This is a genomic window from Corynebacterium striatum ATCC 6940 (assembly GCF_000159135.1).
Taxonomy (GTDB): Bacteria; Actinomycetota; Actinomycetes; order Mycobacteriales; family Mycobacteriaceae; genus Corynebacterium; species Corynebacterium striatum.
On the sequence record NZ_GG667520.1, the window covers coordinates 419,105 to 436,451 of the forward strand.

13 protein-coding genes are annotated in these 17,347 nt (G+C 57.8%); 6 read left to right on the plus strand and 7 right to left on the minus strand.

Annotated elements, in window-relative coordinates; all coding sequences use genetic code 11:
* The first annotated feature begins 121 nt into the window (after positions 1 to 121).
* Both hflX and HMPREF0308_RS04240 read left to right on the plus strand, forming a co-directional pair.
* Entirely contained in the window at positions 122 to 1,582 is a 1,461-nt protein-coding gene (hflX, locus tag HMPREF0308_RS04235) for a GTPase HflX (RefSeq protein WP_005529030.1), read from the plus strand.
* A 30-nt stretch (positions 1,583 to 1,612) separates the two neighbouring features.
* Entirely contained in the window at positions 1,613 to 2,893 is a 1,281-nt protein-coding gene (locus HMPREF0308_RS04240; protein ID WP_034656838.1) for a uracil-xanthine permease family protein, read from the plus strand.
* 102 nt (positions 2,894 to 2,995) lie between these two features.
* Here HMPREF0308_RS04240 and HMPREF0308_RS04245 read toward each other — a convergent pair whose 3' ends face one another.
* From HMPREF0308_RS04245 to HMPREF0308_RS04255, 3 genes are read right to left on the minus strand one after another with little or no spacing between them, the layout of a single operon-like run.
* Positions 2,996 to 3,265, minus strand: a complete 270-nt coding sequence (locus HMPREF0308_RS04245) for an HPr family phosphocarrier protein (RefSeq protein WP_005529038.1) — start codon at positions 3,263 to 3,265, stop codon at positions 2,996 to 2,998.
* 51 nt (positions 3,266 to 3,316) lie between these two features.
* Positions 3,317 to 5,416: a PTS fructose transporter subunit IIABC gene (locus HMPREF0308_RS04250; RefSeq protein WP_005529039.1), complete on the minus strand. Its 2,100-nt coding sequence runs from the start codon at positions 5,414 to 5,416 to the stop codon at positions 3,317 to 3,319.
* 35 nt (positions 5,417 to 5,451) lie between these two features.
* A complete protein-coding gene (locus tag HMPREF0308_RS04255) occupies positions 5,452 to 6,414 on the minus strand; it encodes a 1-phosphofructokinase family hexose kinase (protein WP_005529040.1) in 963 nt (320 codons plus the stop codon).
* A gap of 203 nt (positions 6,415 to 6,617) precedes the next feature.
* Between HMPREF0308_RS04255 and ptsP the strand changes: the two genes are divergently transcribed.
* A complete protein-coding gene (gene ptsP, locus HMPREF0308_RS04260) occupies positions 6,618 to 8,309 on the plus strand; it encodes a phosphoenolpyruvate--protein phosphotransferase (protein ID WP_005529041.1) in 1,692 nt (563 codons plus the stop codon).
* A 131-nt stretch (positions 8,310 to 8,440) separates the two neighbouring features.
* On the opposite strand, the gene HMPREF0308_RS04265 is transcribed toward ptsP, so the two are convergent.
* Both HMPREF0308_RS04265 and lexA read right to left on the minus strand, forming a co-directional pair.
* Positions 8,441 to 9,226 (minus strand): DeoR/GlpR family DNA-binding transcription regulator, encoded by a 786-nt coding sequence (locus HMPREF0308_RS04265; RefSeq protein ID WP_034656840.1) that lies wholly within the window; start codon positions 9,224 to 9,226, stop codon positions 8,441 to 8,443.
* Positions 9,227 to 9,534: 308 nt separating this feature from the next.
* The gene (gene lexA / locus HMPREF0308_RS04270) at positions 9,535 to 10,260 is read right to left on the minus strand and encodes a transcriptional repressor LexA (RefSeq protein WP_005529045.1); all 726 of its coding nucleotides are present in this window, start codon (positions 10,258 to 10,260) and stop codon (positions 9,535 to 9,537) included.
* Positions 10,261 to 10,546: 286 nt separating this feature from the next.
* On the opposite strand from lexA, the gene HMPREF0308_RS04275 reads away from it, so the two are divergent.
* Both HMPREF0308_RS04275 and nrdR read left to right on the plus strand, forming a co-directional pair.
* Positions 10,547 to 10,942, plus strand: a complete 396-nt coding sequence (locus HMPREF0308_RS04275; RefSeq protein WP_005529049.1) for a hypothetical protein — start codon at positions 10,547 to 10,549, stop codon at positions 10,940 to 10,942.
* 156 nt (positions 10,943 to 11,098) lie between these two features.
* Positions 11,099 to 11,557 carry a transcriptional regulator NrdR gene (gene nrdR / locus HMPREF0308_RS04280; RefSeq protein WP_034656841.1) on the plus strand — a complete coding sequence of 153 codons (459 nt, stop codon included), beginning with the start codon at positions 11,099 to 11,101 and terminating at the stop codon, positions 11,555 to 11,557.
* 17 nt (positions 11,558 to 11,574) lie between these two features.
* On the opposite strand, the gene hrpA is transcribed toward nrdR, so the two are convergent.
* Positions 11,575 to 15,480, minus strand: a complete 3,906-nt coding sequence (hrpA, locus tag HMPREF0308_RS04285) for an ATP-dependent RNA helicase HrpA (RefSeq protein ID WP_005529052.1) — start codon at positions 15,478 to 15,480, stop codon at positions 11,575 to 11,577.
* 120 nt (positions 15,481 to 15,600) lie between these two features.
* On the opposite strand from hrpA, the gene HMPREF0308_RS04290 reads away from it, so the two are divergent.
* Entirely contained in the window at positions 15,601 to 16,629 is a 1,029-nt protein-coding gene (locus HMPREF0308_RS04290; RefSeq protein ID WP_050765402.1) for a hypothetical protein, read from the plus strand.
* A 99-nt stretch (positions 16,630 to 16,728) separates the two neighbouring features.
* On the opposite strand, the gene HMPREF0308_RS04295 is transcribed toward HMPREF0308_RS04290, so the two are convergent.
* Positions 16,729 to 17,347 (minus strand): hydrogen peroxide-inducible genes activator (locus tag HMPREF0308_RS04295; RefSeq protein ID WP_005529055.1); only part of this gene is annotated, 619 nt, incomplete at its 5' end.

The window sequence follows — 17,347 nt, forward strand, 5'->3', positions numbered from 1 at the left end:
GTGCTGGCCAAAAGCTGCCGCGGAAGAATATTAAAGGAATAAGCCGGAGAAAAGATGGCAACTATATTTGCTCAGCGCTAATTGGGGGTTTAAGCCAACGACGTGCAAGAATGGAGGGAACATGAACGAAAATCACGAAGAACTTCTCGCACAGGCATTTGGCGACTATCAGCCGCAAGACCCTACAACGGGTGACCTCGACCTAGCCGAGCGTAATTCTTTCCGCCGCGTTTCCACCACAATTCGCGCCGAAGACACCACCGACGGCTACGAGGTTGAGTACCGAAAACTCCGCCTTGAGCAGGTCGTTCTCGTAGGAGTTTGGACCGAAGGTACGGTTGCCGAGGTCGAGGCCACCATGGCTGAGCTCGCGGCGCTGACTGAGACCGCGGGCGCCGAGGTCGTTGAGGCTATCTACCAAAGACGTGACAAGCCGGACCCTGGTACTTACATTGGCCGCGGCAAGGTACAGGAACTCAAAGAGATTGTTGAGGCAACGGGTGCGGATACCGTCATTTGTGACGGTGAGTTGCAGCCAGGTCAGCTCTCCGCATTGGAGCGCGAGCTCAATACCAAGGTCATTGACCGTACGATGCTGATTCTCGATATCTTCGCGCAGCACGCGAAGTCCAAAGAGGGCAAAGCCCAGGTTTCGCTCGCGCAGCTGGAATACCTGTACACCCACACGCGTGGTTGGGGCGGCAACCTGTCCCGTCAGGCCGGTGGCCGAGCTGGCTCCAACGGCGGCGTCGGCCTGCGCGGCCCTGGTGAGACCAAGATTGAGTCGGACCGCCGCCGCATCCGCACCGAAATGGCTCGCCTGCGCAAGGAATTGCGCGGTATGAAGACAGCGCGTGAGGTCAAGCGCTCCAAGCGTCAGTCTTCAACGATTCCACAGATTGCCATCGCGGGTTACACCAACGCGGGCAAGTCCTCGCTGATTAATGCGATGACTGGAGCGGGCGTGCTGGTGGAAGACGCGTTGTTCGCAACCCTGGACCCCACCACGCGCCGCGCTGAGCTTGCAGACGGCCGCCAGGTGGTGTTCACCGATACCGTCGGTTTCGTGCGCCACCTGCCCACGCAGCTGGTTGAGGCTTTCAAGTCCACGCTCGAGGAAGTCTTGGCGGCGGACATCATGCTGCATGTGGTGGATGGATCCGATCCTTTCCCCATTAAGCAGATTGAGGCCGTAAACAAGGTCATCTACGACATTGTTAAGGAGACAGGGGAGCAGGCACCGCCGGAAATCATTGTTATCAACAAGATTGACCAGGCGGACCCGCTGGTGTTGGCAGAGATTCGCCACGTCCTCGACCACGAAAACGTGGTGTATGTTTCTGCGCACACCGGCGAGGGCATTGACGAACTGACCTCGCGCATTGAGCTCTTCCTTAACTCTCGCGACAGCCACGTCCGCCTACTGGTTCCGTTTACCCGCGGCGACGTCGTATCTCGCGTGCATGCTGAGGGCACGGTGCGCTACGAGGAGTACACCAACGAGGGCACGCTTGTCGACGTCCGCCTTCCTGCGTCCATCGCACGTGAGCTTTCGGAGTTCGTGGTGGAGGAAGTTTCCTAAAATCGTGCTTGTGGGTAATAATGAAAGCTCGTGAGTACTTTTGGTTGGCGCCTGCACGGCGATGGTAAAAATATTGAACCCGGCGCGGTTGTCGCGCCCGAAGAACGACTGAGCTGGGGCCGCACCATCAGTATCGGTATGCAGCACGTGGTCGCCATGTTTGGCGCGACTCTGCTGGTGCCGACACTGACCGGCTTCCCGGTCAACACCACGCTGCTGTTCTCCGGAATCAGCACGATTCTCTTCTTGCTGATCACCCGCAACCGCCTTCCTTCGTACCTGGGCTCCTCCTTTGCGTTCATCGCGCCGCTGTCTGCCTCGCAACAGTACGGCATTGGTGCGCAGGCAGGTTCCATTCTGGTGACCGGTCTGGTGCTGGTGCTCATCGGTTTTGTAGTGAAGGCTGCGGGACGCCGCGTGCTTGATGCTGTGATGCCTCCGGCGGTGACTGGCGCAATTGTTGCGCTCATCGGCCTTAACCTGGCGCCTGCTGCCACGAGCAACTTCCAGACGCAGCCGCTGGTGGCCGTGGTGACTCTCGTGGCGATCATCGTTGCGACCGTGGGCGGTCGCGGCATGGTCGCGCGCTTGGGCATCCTTATCGGCGTTGTGATTGGCTGGGTCTTCGCGGCGGTGACTGGCAACCTTGCTGAAGGAACAGCCGAGACCATTCGCCAGGCGGCATGGATTGGTCTTCCGCAGTTCCACACCCCTGAATTCAAGTTCTCTGCGATTGCCGTGGCGCTGCCAGTCTTGGTGGTCCTCATTGCGGAAAACATCGGCCACGTAAAGGCCGTGTCTGAGATGACCAAACGAGACCTCGATGACCTTGCTGGTGACGCCCTCATCGCCGACGGCTTGGGCACCGCCATCGCCGGCGGCTTCGGTGGTTCGGGTACCACGACTTACGCTGAGAACATCGGCGTCATGGCCGCTACTCGTGTTTACTCCACGGCAGCCTATTGGGTCGCGGCAAGCTTCGCTATCTGTTTGGCCTTCATACCGAAGTTTGGCGCATTGATCTTCACCATCCCTACAGGCGTGCTGGGCGGTGCCACTCTGGTTCTATACGGCCTCATCGGCATGCTGGGCGTGCGCATCTGGATGGACAACAAGGTTAACTTCAACAATCCGGTTAACCTCACCTGCGCTGCTGTGGCCCTTATCGCCGGCATCGGCAATCTGACACTTAACATCGGCTCCATCTCCCTCGAGGGCATCGCTTGGGGCTCCATCGGCGTCATCGTGGTCTACCCAGCCGCCAAGTGGCTCTATGAAACCTTCGGTGAGGGCAAGGGAGCGAAGTACTAAGTACAGCTGCCTCGGCGCATAAGAATTAAACATAAAAATAACTCCCGAGCTCTTCTAAAAGAGCCCGGGAGTTAAGTCTTTAAGTCGGGAGACTCTGGAGCCTTAGGAAGCGTCCAGATCCTGCTCGATGAGGCCGGCAATCTTCTCGACTGCCTCGGCGTTCTCGGAGGTAACGGTAACCTCGTCACCTTGCTCTGCGCCCAGAGCCATGATCATCAGGGAGGAAGCGGCGTCGGTTTCTTCATCGTCATCGCTGCCCACGAGGGTCAGGAAGATGTCCTCGTCGTAAGCTTCAGCAGCGTCCGCGATGATGGAAGCCGGACGAGCGTGCAGGCCAACGGAAGATCCAACCTTGACGGTCTTAGATGCCATGATGATAAGTCCTTTCGACTGTAAGTGTTTTCGTGATTACAAGTGTACGCGTTATGCAGCGGCCTGTGCAGTCTTGGCAGCTTCCGCCTTGGCGGCAGCCTCTTCGACCGTCTTGTTTGGCCAGAACTGCTTCAGCGCAATGACGGCGGCCGCGGAGACGACCACGCCAATAGCGATTGCGAGGAAGTAAGCCCAGGCCGGGTCGATTGCGAAGAAGACGAAGATGCCGCCGTGCGGAGCGCGGGAGCCAACGTTCATCGCCATCGAGAGAGCACCGGTGGTTGCGCCACCCAGCATCATCGCAGGGATGACGCGCAGCGGGTCAGCAGCAGCGAACGGGATAGCGCCTTCGGAAACGAAGGACAGCCCCAGCAGCCATGCAGACTTACCGTTCTCCTGCTCAGCAGGGGTGAACAGGTTCTTACGAACGAAGGTGGCGATGGACAGCGCGATTGGCGGAACCATACCGGAAGCCATAACCGCAGCCATGATTTCCATGGAAGCCTGGTCACCAGTGGAAAGACCCGCAGTAGCGAACAAGTATGCAGCCTTGTTGACTGGGCCACCCAAGTCGAAGCACATCATCAGGCCGAGGATGATACCCAGCAGCACTGCAGAGGAGCCGGACATGGAGGACAGCCAGTTCTGCAGGCCTTCCATAAGTGCAGCCAGCGGAGCGCCGAGCAGCAGGTACATGAGCAGGCCGGTGATGAGCGAGGTCAGCAGCGGGATGATGACAACCGGCATGAGGGAGCCGATCCAGCGTGGAACCTTCCAGTTGCCAATCCACATGGCCACGAGCCCCGCGATGAGGCCGGTAACCAGACCACCGATGAAGCCAGCACCCAGGGTGACTGCGATGGCGCCACCAGCAAAGCCCGGTGCGATGCCAGGACGGCCAGCGAACGCGAAGGCAATGTAGCCAGACAGTGCAGCGACGATGAATCCCATCGCGGCTTGACCAATAGCGAAAAGTACGGCGCCGAAGTAGAGGAGGAATCCGGAGCGGTCGAAGGTCATCATCGTGCCGTCGACCTCAACCTCGTGACCCGGCAGGTTCGTCAGCGAGTAGTTCGTAGAGATGGCCTGCCAGCCGTTAGCCATGTCGTAGCCGCCGAAGAGGAAGCCCAAAGCGAGGAGCAAACCACCGGCAGCAACGAAAGGCACCATGTAGGAAACACCGGTCATGATGGCCTGCTGGATGCGCTTGCCCCAGCCCAGGGAGTCGCCTTCTTCAGCAGCGCTTGACGACGCCGCGCCCGCCTCGCCAGCAACACGACGAGCGTTCGGGTTCTTGGCAGCGGCAACTGCTTCGTCGAGCATGACGCCTGGCTCGTTAATAGCGCGCTTAACACCGGACTCGATGACCGGCTTACCCGCGAACCGCTCGCGGTCACGAACTCCCACGTCGGTGGCGAAGATGACGGCATCAGCCGCATCGATGACGGACTGGGAAACAGAGGTGTTGTTGGACGAGCCCTGGGTTTCCACCGTGAGGTTGACGTCGTCGCGCTCCGCGGCCGTCTGCGTCAGTGCGTCGGCAGCCATGTAGGTGTGCGCAATGCCGGTAGGGCACGCGGTAATCGCCACGATGTTGGTGGCTCCGGCCTTTGCCGTAGCTGGCTCGGCCGAAGCCACCGCAGCACCTGCTGCGCCAGCGGCGGCACCTGCCTCAGCAGCAGGCTTCTTTGGCTTCTCGGCGTTGACTACGTCGAGAACCAGCTTGACGATTTCCTCTTTGCTCTGAGCCGAGCGGAGGGCTTCCAAGAAGTCTTTCTTGACCAAAGCTCGAGCTAGCTTGGACAAAATCTTCAGGTGAGCCTTGCCACCACCAGCTGGTGCGGCGATGAGGAAGACGAGCTGTGCGTCACCGTCTGGGCCGGAGAAATCCACGCCACGGCTCAGGCGAGCGAAAGCCAGGGTTGGTTCGGTGACGACCTCAGAGCGGCAGTGCGGAATGGCAACGCCGCCGGGAACGCCGGTGCCAGCCTTGGCTTCGCGGTCGATGGCTGGTTGCGCCAAGCCCTCGATAGAGGAAGCGCGACCGGTGCCATGGACCAAAGTGGCCAGATTAGTGATGACTGATTCGATGCTATCGCCGAAATCGGCGTCCAACGCGACTAGGTCAGTCGTGATGAGATCGGATGCCATGAGACACTCCTTCGATTAATGAGAAAATTCAGTCTTTACAAGGAAGAGACGATTGTTTGGTCGATATTGATTTGTTCGGGGGTCGGGATCTGGGTGCCAGGAAGCGCTGCCGCTGCGGAGCCATAAGCCACCGATTGCCGCAGTGATTCTGCGAAGTCTTTGCCTGCACGGCGAGCCAGAATGTAGCCAGCCAGGGAGGAGTCTCCAGCGCCCACCGTAGACATAACTTTGGTTGGTGGGGGAGTCGCAGCCCATGCACCATCAGCAGTGACGAGCACGGCGCCTGCGCCGCCGAGCGTTACGAGCACCTCGCCAATGCCGCGCTTTACAACGACTTGAGCAGCTTCCACGACTCCGCTGAAGTCGCCCTTTTCCGCTGCCGCTTCCAATGCTTCGCCGTCGGTTCCTGTGAGCTGACCAAGTTCCAAGCCATTGGGCTTGATGAGGTTCGGCGCAGAGGTCTCAAGACGCTCGCTGAGTGCGACCATCGGGGCATCGGAGGTATCCACCGCAACCTTGGCCTGGGGCGCTGCGGCACGGATTGCGTCGACAAGCATGGCGTACCACTCAGTAGGAACACCCTTAGGTAAGGAGCCAGCAAGTACTACCCAATCGGCGCCGATTGCGAGCGCGCCGAGAGAAGAGGTTATTGCTGACTGCACGGATTCGTTGAGGACTGGTCCCGGGCCATTGATCTTGGTGGTGCGACCGTTTGGTTCGGTGACCGTCGTATTGATCCGGACGGTGCCAGGCATTGCGACGGCGTCGAATGGAATGTGTGCTTCTTCCATCAGGTTGAGGAAGTGATCGCCTTTGTGCGCGGGCAGAAGGGCGACGCTTTTTACTCCGGCCAAATGGACGGCGTGGGTGACATTGACGCCTTTGCCGCCTGCGACCTGGGAAACCTGGGAAGCGCGGTGGACTGCACCAGGATTGATGGTCTCGTTAAGGGCAAGCGTGGCGTCAATACTGGGGTTGGGGGTCAGTGTGAGAATCATTGTGGAAACTCGTCCCTTTCGCAGTTTGCGTATATTGGGAGAAAACGCGCCGGACGATGGCCAAGCATAGTTTTCTGTTCACTTTTGATTGTTGTCCGAATGTGTCCGAAAGTCAATCAAATCACTGTGGTATTCGTTGCTTTTTTGTCCGGTCTGTGATGATCTAGGATGAGAGCAAAATCCCCTTCTGAAGGAAATGTGTGATGGAAAACGTATCTCAATCAACCATCAAGGGCACCGGCGTTGTCGCTGGTGTCGCATACGCCGAGGCTGTGTGGGTTCGCCCGCGCCCAGAACTGCCCACTGCTGGTGAGCTGATCGATGAGGAGAAGCGCGACGGAGAGTACGACCGCTTCCTCGAAGCTGTCGACGTAGTTGCAAGTCGTCTGGAGCAGCGTGCAGCAGGGGCTGAGGGGCAGGCCGCTGAAGTGCTGGGAGCTACTGCAGGCATGGTTAAGGACCGTGGCTGGCACAAGGCAGTACGTAAGAGCATCCGCAGTGGCCGTCCAGCAGAGTATGCAACTGCCAGTGCGACCGAAAAGTTTGTCACCCTGTTTGAAGCCGCCGGTGGCGTGATGGCTGAGCGCACCACTGACTTGAAGGACGTCCGCGATCGCGTTATCGCACAGCTGCGTGGCGAGCAGGAGCCTGGTCTGCCGATGGTCAGCGGCGAAGCAGTCCTGTTGGCCGATGATTTGGCGCCGGCAGACACCGCAACGCTCGATACTGCACACATCAAGGCTCTCGTTACTGAGCTCGGTGGCCCAACTAGCCACACCGCGATCATCGCTCGTCAGCTGGACATTCCTTGCATCGTGGCGGTTGGCGCGGATCTGCGCAACATCGAGTCCGGCACCCTGCTCTTTGTTGATGGGTCCGTCGGCACCGTCAGCCTTGGCGCTAACCGTGCAGAATCCCTGAAGGCTGTGGAGGAGTACCGCGAAAAGGCTGCTCGCGTTGCTCAGTGGCGTGGCCCGGCCCAGACCAAGGATGGTCACCGTGTGCAGCTGCTGGCTAACGTTGCTGACGGCAACGCAGCTCGTATTGCGTCCGATTCTCAGGCAGAAGGTATTGGCCTCTACCGCACAGAGCTGTCCTTCCTTTCAGCTAGTGAAGAGCCAACCGTGGACGAGCAGGCACGTATCTATGCCAAGGTCTTCAACGCTTTTCCCGAGTCGAAGGTCGTTGTTCGCACCCTCGACGCTGGTTCCGATAAGCCAATTTCCTACGCAACTTTGTCTTCGGAAGAAAACCCAGCACTGGGTGTTCGCGGCCTGCGTATTGCGCGAGACAATGAGTCTTTGCTGACTCGCCAGCTGGATGCAATCGCACAGGCTGCAGCTGACCGTGGCGACGATGTCCCAACGTGGGTCATGGCTCCAATGGTGGCAACCGCAGTTGAGGCAAAGTGGTTTGCGGGTCTGTGCCGCGAACGCGGCCTGACTGCTGGCGCCATGATTGAGGTCCCTGCAGCTGCGCTTATGGCTGACACCATCATGCCGCACCTCGACTTCGTCTCCATCGGTACAAATGACCTCACCCAGTACACGATGGCGGCGGACCGTCTCTCCCCACAGTTGGCCTACCTGACAGATCCGTGGCAGCCGGCTGTTCTGCGACTCATCCAGCACACCTGCGTGGTTGGCAGCGACAACAACGTGCCGGTCGGCGTCTGTGGCGAGGCTGCAGCTGATCCGCTGCTTGCTTGCGTACTCACCGGCTTGGGCGTCAACTCGCTTTCCGCTGCATCGACTGCTGTTGCAGGCGTTGGCGCTCAGATTTCCGAGCTGACCCTCGAGCAGTGCCAGAAGCTGGCTGAAGCTGCAATTAACGCTGAAGGTCCGTCTGAGGCTCGCACCGCAGCCCTGGATCTGATGGAAGAGTTCAAGGCTTAAGAGTCTGAGATACGAGGAAGCCCCCAACGGTTTTGGGGGCTTCGATTCGTTTTAGATTCTGCCCTGTCCTCCTGCTGACAAACTCAGCTGAGGATCAAACTCAGCTGAGAATGGAGTAATTAAGCAGGAAGCTACTTCTCGGCTGCGACGACGACTTCGATCTCTTGTTCACGCAGTGCTTCGACGAAGCTTTCAGGGGCAGCGGCGTCGGTGACCACAACATCAATGTCGGCGATGGATGCGAAGCTAACTAGGTAATCATTCCCGAGCTTGGAAGAGTCGCAGAGAACTACAACCTTGTGGGCGTTGGTCACGAAGGCGGTCTTGATGGCGGCCTCTTGGGAATCGGCTGTGGACAGTCCATGATCTAATGTAAGGGCGTTGGTGCCGATGAAGGCAACGTCCGCGCGCATGAGCGCCATGGTTCGCAGTGCGGTATCACCCACTACTGCCTGGGTGATAGCGCGCACGGTACCGCCAAGAAGCTGCACATCGGGGACGCCGTTGCTAGCCAAAGACAAAGCGATGGGCAAGCTATTGGACACAATAGAGAACTGACCCGCCGCATTCTGTTGCCCGATCAGATCGGCAAGAGCATTGGTGGTCGTACCCGCGTCAAGGAAGATGCTGCCACCGGCTTCAGGCAAGAATTGCATCGCGGCGCGCGCAATGGCGATTTTTGCGCCCGTGGCTGAACGCTGGCGCGTGTCCAAGGTGAACTCAGCGGTTTGGAAAGACTGGGACGCCACTGCGCCGCCATGCACACGATGAACCACGCCCTCTCTATCCAAGACGGCGAGATCTCGTCTGATGGTTTCGGCGGTGACATCGAACCGCTCGGAAAGCTCAGTTACATTAACGCGTCCCTCAACAGCAGTGAGGGATGCGATCTGGCGGCGACGCTCCTCTGCGTACATAGAGTCCTCCAACAATATGCCCGTAACGGGGTGGGGCATTGGGTATTCCGTTCCGCCCTCGGGGTTGGGGGCGGTACTTTCGCAGTAATAGAACTGACTTAACCCTAGTTTTCCAGAAAACCCTACGAATCGGAATAAACCAAAGGTGTACACATATAAGAAAAAGTGCAGGCAGTGAAATTTAAAGTCACTGCCTGCACTTTTGGAATGTGTGATTTTGGGCGCTAAAACCCGAGAAGTGGAATTCTGTCCCTTAAGGGGGTGGAATTAGAGGGTAATGCCCGCTAGAAAAGATGTTACATCGCCTGCTAAAGCTTGCGGAAGACGGAAACAACCTTGCCCATGATCTCCGCATCGTCACCCTTGATTGGGGAGTAGGCGTCATTGTGTGGCAGGAGCCAGATGCCCGAGGAATCGCGGTGGAATTCCTTGACAGTTGCCTCGTCGCCGTCCAGCAGCGCTGCTACGAATTCGCCCTCTTCAGCGACATTCTGGGAGCGGATAATGACCCAGTCTCCATTGAGGATACCGGCATCACGCATGGAGTCCCCGACAACCTGCAGCATATATAGCTCACCGGTTCCCACTACGTCGTTTGGCATCGGGAAATAAGTGTCAATATTTTCTTCAGCCGTGATGGGGGAGCCCGCAGCGATACGGCCAACAACTGGAATGTAAGCAACCTCAGAAGCCTCTTCAGGCGTCATCGATGAACCAGGTTCTGGTTTATCTGCCTTGGCTCCTGTCTTGCGGCCCGGCTTCTTGGTGTCTTCCTCATTATTGAGGTGTCGGACGTCTACGGCTCGTGGCTTGTTAGGGTCGCGACGCAGAAAGCCCTTCTCCTCGAGTTGCTTGAGCTGGTAGGCCACGGAGGAGGTGGATTGCAGTCCGGCGGCGTCGCCGATTTCACGGATGCTAGGCGGGTAGCCGCGCAGCATCACAGCGTCGTGGATGACGTCCAGGATGCGGCGCTGGCGCGCAGAGAGTGAATTGATGTCCGGCTTCCCAGAATTCTTGGCGGGTTTGCGTGGCATCGGGTCTCCTTGGGTGGGATAGATATGGCGTCGAATCTGCTTGGGTGGGTTGGTTAGCTACTATCTGTTCGAATTTTCGAAAAGCTTCTCTTCATTTCTATCACGTTGCGGGCAAATGTTCGAGAATTTTCGCTTCGATATGGACAAACTTTCGAAAAGCTGTTATAAATCGAACATGGCAACTAATTCGAACGAATTGGCGATGGGAATTTTCGAACGTGTCGTAGCGTTTGAATAGGCTGTAGCCACAAACTAATCGTCAAAGAAAAACGCTTAAGGAAACATCATGGCAATCGTACTCAACTCCAACAACAAGCAGGTTAACTACTTCAAGTCATCCCGTGCGTACCGCGCCAGCGTTGTTCCAGCGGCGTCTGTTTGGGATGCTGATGCATCTGCACGCTACGGCGCTACACGGAGTCCACATGTGCGTGATGTTCGAACACTCAGTGTGGATAATCGAACATACAGCGGTGTTCCTCAGTGTCGTCCACGCACCGATCATGCTGGTCAGCGCGAGGTGGCAAATTCGCGTGAAAACTCGAATCGCGGAAATTATCTTCTTGGTGCGGTGTTCGGCGTGGCAGTGTTCATCGGAACTGTGTTTGGTGGTCTCACGGCTGATGGGGGCGCTGCGCCGCAGGGAACTCAGCAGGTTGTGCAAGCCAGCGTGAACAACTAGCCATCCGCGCAAAGCCTTTGCTGGGCCTAGGTGTCGGGCCCAGCAGATGAGCATAAATGGCATCGTGCGGGAATCGGGCAGTACACTAAATGCGGTCTCAACGCCCGCCTCTCACATGTGAGTGGCGGATGACGTGGAAGAGGAAGGAACCGCACGGTGTATTGCCCGTTTTGCCATAATGAACAGTCACGAGTCATTGACTCCCGTGTGGTTGATGCAGGAACAGCAATCCGGCGCCGCCGTGAATGTGCTTCATGCAAAGGCCGCTTTACCACAGTCGAGAAAGCTGTCTTGTTAGTCGTCAAGCGAAATGGCTTGGCTGAGCCTTTCAGCAGGGACAAGCTGATTCGCGGTGTGCGTCGCGCATGCCAAGGCCGTGACGTAACGGATGACGCGCTGAAGAAGCTTGCCCAAGAAGTAGAGGAGACCGTGCGTAGCCACGGTTCCTCCCAGGTCAATGCCAATGACATCGGTCTCGCTATTCTCGAGCCACTACGTGACTTGGATGAGGTTGCGTACCTGCGTTTCGCATCGGTCTACAAATCCTTCGAGAGCGCGGACGACTTTGAATCAGAGATCCGACTCATGCGTCGCCGCGACCGCGATAGCTTTTAAGCCATTGGCTATGTGACTTAGCGCAGCTTGTCTACTGCCTTTTGGATACGGCGCAGCGACACTGGGTGCGCCGTGCCGAGGCGTTGCGCGAAGAGCGAAACCCGCAGCTCTTCCATCATCCAATAGATGTCCTTGACCCCCCGCGTCTTTGCGCGCCCGGCTGGTAGAGTCCGCAAGCGGTTGGCCAGATAGGCCTTGGCCTCCTCGACCTCTGCTTGACGGTCAGCGTCCTTGTCCGGGTCGAGGGACATCTCCTCCAAACGGATTCGGATCGCCTGCATGTAGCGGGGAAGATGGCGCAGGTGCGTCATGCCATGGATGGTGATGGCGTTCTTCGGCAGCAAGAACTCCATCTGTGCCTTCATGTCGTCAATGGCAGGGCCATCCCAGTGCGCGAGTTCAGCGCGCAGGTTTGAGTACTCCGCAAGTCCCGGTGCAATTGCCACTACCGACTGCCGAACCCGGCCGGCAACCTGCGGCTTGATGGCGTCGAGAAGCGTGCGGAATCCCTCCGGGGAACGCTGCGGGCCGCCTTCCTCAAGCATGAGATCGCGGATCGCCGCCACTCGAGCATCGTTGACCAATCCTTCAGCGCTACCGTGTGGATAGGCGTCCACCGCTACGCGCTGCTGCAAGGGCAGCCCCTTAACCATCTGCTGGTGGTTGACCGAAATCTCCCGCATTAGCAACGTCAACGTCGTAGTTATCATCGCCGCATCTGCCGCAGCCTTAGTCGGGTGAACCTTCAAAGAGACACCCTCAGCAGAAGCCACGAGTGCCGGATATGCGGTGACTTCGTGGCCATCAACCACGGTCGTTACTTCCTCATCAATGGTGCCCAACGTATCCGTGGTCCATTCCTTCACTGCCTTCGACTCCGACTTTCGTCCCACGCGGGAGACCGAGGACTTGATGTGCCCGGCCTGGCGGCGGACCAATGCGGCTAGGTCCCTGTCAGAATCAATGATCTTGCCGCGCTTATCCACGGCAGCGTAGTTCATCCGCAGGTGTGCCGGCAGGGCGGAAGTCTTGAAATCTGTGGCGTCGATGCCCTGTCCACCGAGCTCACGGAGGACGTCGGCAAGCTGCTGCGTAATCGATCCCTCATATGGGATAAGCCGCGGCAGCGCCCGCTCCGCGAACTCAGGCGCCGGGACCACCGTGCGGCGAATCGCCTTTGGCAAGGAACGGATAAGTTCCGTCACCAGCTCAAGGCGCAGGCCCGGAACCAGCCAATCGAAGCCTTCAGTATCCAGACCCGCAAGCAGCGGTACTGGGACCATCAGCGTCACGCCGTCGAGTGGGTCACCTGGCTCAAACTTGTAGGTCAAGTCGTAATCTATAGAGCCTTTCAGCCAGCGATCCGGGAATGCCTCCTCGGTGACATCATGGGTGTCCTCAATGAGCTTGTCTGGATCGAAGTCCAGCAGATCCGGAGTCTGGTGCTGCTGTTTCTTCCACCAAGAGTCAAAATGACGCCCGGTAGTAACCTTTGCTGGAATGCGTTGGTCATAGAAGTCGAAGAGAGTATCCTCGTCCACCACGAGTCCGCGACGTCGTGCTTTGTCCTCATACTGTGCTGCTTCCTCAAGCTTTTTCACATTGTCGTGGAAGAAGTGGTGATGAGTGTTCCACTCGCCTTCAATGAGAGCGTTGCGGATAAACATATCGTGTGCTGCTACGGGGTCGACGCGATGATAGGGTACCGTGCGGTCGGTGACGATGGGCACGCCATAGAGCGTCGAACGCTGCGTTGCTACAGCGGCCGCGCGCTTGCGTGACCACGTCGGATCCGAATAGTTGTGCTTGAGCAGGTTGGCGCCGAGCTTTTCCACCCAGGCAGGGTCGATCGCGGCGACGTCGCGGGCCCACAGGCGGGAGGTCTCCACGAGTTCTGCCGCCATGAGAAACTCCGGGGGCTTCTTGGCCAGTGCAGAACCTGGAAACACAAGGAAGCGGGTGTTGCGGGCGCCATGGAATTCCTTGGAGTTGCCATCGCGGGCACCAATGTTGGACAAGAGCCCGGACAGCAGTGACATATGAATGTCATCGGGGCGGCGTTCGGTGGCCTCCTCATGGTTCCACCCGAGCTGCTTGGCGACGTCGCGTAATTGGCGCACCAAGTCAAACCACTCGCGGATACGCATGTAGTGGAGGAAGTCCTTCTTCATGCGCTTGCGGAAGGCAATGCCGCTCAGCTCATTGCGGGCATCCTGCACGAAGTCCCAGAGATTAAGCATGGCCAAGAAGTCTGAAGACTTGTCTTTAAAGCGCGCATGCGCTTGATCTGCTTGGGCCTGGAACTCGAGCGGGCGTTCGCGGACGTCTTGAATTGTCATGGCGGCAACGATGACAATGATGTCCTCGAGGCAGCCGGAGCGGTGTGCCTCGACGAGCATACGTGCCATGCGCGGGTCGACTGGTATTCGCGAGAGGACACGGCCGACGTCAGTCAGTACCGGAAGCCCGTCCTTTTCTTCTCGCGGGCTCAGAGCGCCAAGCTCGTGGAGGAGCAAGAGGCCATCGCGCACGGCCTTTTGCTCTGGCGACTGGACGAATGGAAACTCCGAGATGTCTCCCAAGCGCAAGGAGATCATCTGCAAGATGACGCTGGCGAGGTTGGTGCGCAGGATTTCTGGATCGGTGAACTCAGGGCGGGAGAGGAAGTCCTGCTCGGAGTACAAGCGAATCGCGATGCCGTCCGCAACACGGCCACAGCGTCCTGAGCGCTGGTTGGCGCTTGCCTGTGAAATCGGTTCGATGGGCAGACGCTGGACTTTGGTGCGGGTGGAGTAGCGAGAAATGCGTGCCGTACCTGTGTCAACGACATAGCGAATTCCGGGAACGGTCAGAGAGGTCTCGGCAATGTTGGTGGACAGGACGATGCGGCGGCCACGGTGCCCAGAGAACACGCGGTGCTGCTCTTCGTTGGAAAGGCGTCCAAACAGGGGAGTGACCTCAACGCCGCTCCACTTGCGGGCCTCGATTGCCTCCATGGCGTCGCGAATGTCACGCTCGCCGGGGAAGAAGCAGAGAATATCTCCCTCTCCTTCGGCCATGAGCTCTTCGATTGCCTCGCAGAGTCCGTCGATAGGGTCTTGATCGACGACTTTGCCCCCGGCCTCGAACTCGAGCGGCCGGTAGCGAATTTCTACCGGATAGGTGCGACCGGATACTTCAATAATCGGCGCTGGGTTGCCTTCGGCATCTGCGAAGTGGGTGGCGAAGCGCTCTGGGTCGATGGTTGCAGAGGTGATGATGACCTTGAGATCGGGGCGCTTCGGCAATAGGCGTTTGAGATAGCCCAGAAGGAAGTCGATGTTGAGGGAACGCTCGTGGGCCTCGTCGATGATGATGGTGTCGTAGGCATTGAGGAAGCGGTCACGTTGCATCTCTGCCAGCAAGATACCGTCCGTCATCAGCTTGATCGCGGTCGTATTTGAAACCCGGTCGTCGAAGCGGATGGCATAGCCTACGGATTCGCCGATCGTCTGGTCCAGCTCATCTGCGATGCGCTCTGCCACGGTACGGGCCGCAAGACGGCGGGGCTGGGTATGCCCAATGAGCCCGCGACGCCCCCGGCCTAGGTCAAGACAGATCTTTGGAATCTGTGTTGTCTTGCCAGAACCAGTCTCACCCGCGATGATGACCACTTGGTTATCGCGGATTGCGTCGGCAATATCGTCTTTGCGTGCCGAAACCGGCAGTGCCTCGGGGTAGGAAATGGCGGGGACGGCGGCGTCGATTAGCGCGACGCGTTCGCGGGCTTGTTGGATATCGTCCCCGATTGCGGTGAGTGCTTGGGGGGAGCGTGCCTTGCGCAGGCGGCGTCGGAAAGCGCGTGCGTCCTTTAAAGTAACCTCATCGAGAGCTGCAAAAAGCTCATCGCGGGTCGGGGATGAGGATTGTGAAAGATTAGTCATAGCTGGTGGGAAATTCTACCCGTCCAGCGTGAGGCATGAAAACGTTGATAAGCTAATGCTGATTGTTACGAAAGTTTAGTCAAGTGATTTTGATTAACCGGAATCAAGGAGGAAGCCACAGTGTCCAACCCATTCGGTGCAGATGGTTCGAGCGGTGACGATAAGTTCAACAACCCCACCCGGAATAACGACTTGCCTCGCTACGAACCTACTAATCACCCAGAAGACCGCCCCGATTATGGGCTGCCTTCCTACGGTAGCTACGGCGCGCAATCTTCCGAGCCTGGTTATGCAGGCACAGCTTACGGCAATGCTTATGGCTCGTATGGCCCCTATGGTGCAGGAAATCTTTCGGGACGCAACCATGCCGCACCTGCCTACACCGGCCCCGTCTCCGCAACAAAAGCCATCGGCTGGGGATTCCGTGCAACCTTTGCCAATTGGCAACTATGGATTCTTGGTGCCTTTGCGGTAATCGCTGTCACCCTGGTGCTGTCCTTAATCGGTGGAGTAATCACCGGTGGATTATCTGGCGGTTCTGAGGAAGCAACTGCAGCCGCGGGCCTGTCCAGCATGGCCGTGAACATTTTGTCAACTCTGTTCAGTCTCATCGTTAGCCTGGTAGTGATGCGATTGGCGTTCTACCAGATTGACGATCCCGCTACGTCGTGGGGATACGTGGGTAAAAACGTGCGCTGGGTGCAGCCGTTTGTGGTTGGCTTGGTGGTCAACATTGTTATTGGCGGCCTGATGCTCATTGGTTTGCTTATCTTTGGCGGTGCAGCCTTCGTTGCACTGTTCAACGGCGATATCGAATCAGATGCTGACGCCATGAAGGCTGTGTCTACGATTCTGGGATTCGTGGCTGTAGGCATGTTGATTAGCTGGTTGATTCAGCCGCTGTACGTTCTTATGCAGTGGTTTGCCGCCGACGGTGAGTCTATTGGTGGTGCTTTCAAGAAGGGCTTTGCGGCCGGCAAGGCTAACTACGGTCAGCTGCTTCTGTTCAGCTTCTTGATGCTTCTCTTGGCTCTCGCCACTATCTTGACGCTGGGATTGGGCATGCTGGTCATTATGCCGGTAAGCATGCTGGCCCAAGCGCACATCATGCGCCAGTGCGCGAACCGTTATGCGCCCGAAAGCGCCTAAGCATATTCGCTAATCGCTTCTCCCAGAAGTCAAAACAAACTCCCCGGTTGCACGTTCTTTGATGAACCGTGCAGCCGGGGATTTGCGATCGCCTGGCCTCTACTTAGCTGGGGTTTCGACGGACCGGGAGCGTTTCAGAGCATCTTCGAAAGCTTTGGTGACTAGGTTTCCGAACTCGCGAAACTCGTCAGCGCGTGCGGCAGAGTTGCGGAATACGAGACCAACGTTGCGTTCTGCAGTGACCGAAGAATCGAAGTGTGCGACCTTGAGGCGAGGGTTGATGCACTCTGTGGCAATAGCAGACTCTGGGACGAGTGTGGCGCCTAGGCCACCCATGACCAGTTGTAAGATCGTGGTCAATGAAGAAGCTCGAGTGACCGAATTGGTAGCTTCTGACGGGTTGACGCGAGCTTTCCGGCACAGATCGAGGACTTGGTCACGCAGACAGTGGCCGTCATCGAGGAGGAGCAGGTTGAGATGGTCAAGATCGCTCAGCTTGAGATCGTCACGGCCAGCCAGTGGGTGCTCGGGATCGGTAACGACAACGAAGTTCTCGGAATACAAGGAAACATCAACCATGCCGGCAGCTGCGGAAGGCAGCGCAATGATGGCTAGATCAAGCTGTCCATCGCGTAGTTTTTCTAGAAGGTGTTCCGTCTGTTCCTCCACGAATCGGGGCTCCAAGTCCGGATATATTTCCAAAAGCTCGCCCAAAAGC

What these genes read in the sequence shown, in the direction of transcription:
- hflX (WP_005529030.1), top strand. Translation starts at nt 122, where the DNA reads ATGAACGAAAATCACGAAGAACTTCTCGCACAGGCATTTGGCGACTAT.
- HMPREF0308_RS04245 (WP_005529038.1), bottom strand. Translation starts at nt 3,265, where the DNA reads ATGGCATCTAAGACCGTCAAGGTTGGATCTTCCGTTGGCCTGCACGCT.
- HMPREF0308_RS04250 (WP_005529039.1), bottom strand. Translation starts at nt 5,416, where the DNA reads ATGGCATCCGATCTCATCACGACTGACCTAGTCGCGTTGGACGCCGAT.
- HMPREF0308_RS04255 (WP_005529040.1), bottom strand. Translation starts at nt 6,414, where the DNA reads ATGATTCTCACACTGACCCCCAACCCCAGTATTGACGCCACGCTTGCC.
- ptsP (WP_005529041.1), top strand. Translation starts at nt 6,618, where the DNA reads ATGGAAAACGTATCTCAATCAACCATCAAGGGCACCGGCGTTGTCGCT.
- HMPREF0308_RS04265 (WP_034656840.1), bottom strand. Translation starts at nt 9,226, where the DNA reads ATGTACGCAGAGGAGCGTCGCCGCCAGATCGCATCCCTCACTGCTGTT.
- lexA (WP_005529045.1), bottom strand. Translation starts at nt 10,260, where the DNA reads ATGCCACGCAAACCCGCCAAGAATTCTGGGAAGCCGGACATCAATTCA.
- HMPREF0308_RS04275 (WP_005529049.1), top strand. Translation starts at nt 10,547, where the DNA reads ATGGCAATCGTACTCAACTCCAACAACAAGCAGGTTAACTACTTCAAG.
- hrpA (WP_005529052.1), bottom strand. Translation starts at nt 15,480, where the DNA reads ATGACTAATCTTTCACAATCCTCATCCCCGACCCGCGATGAGCTTTTT.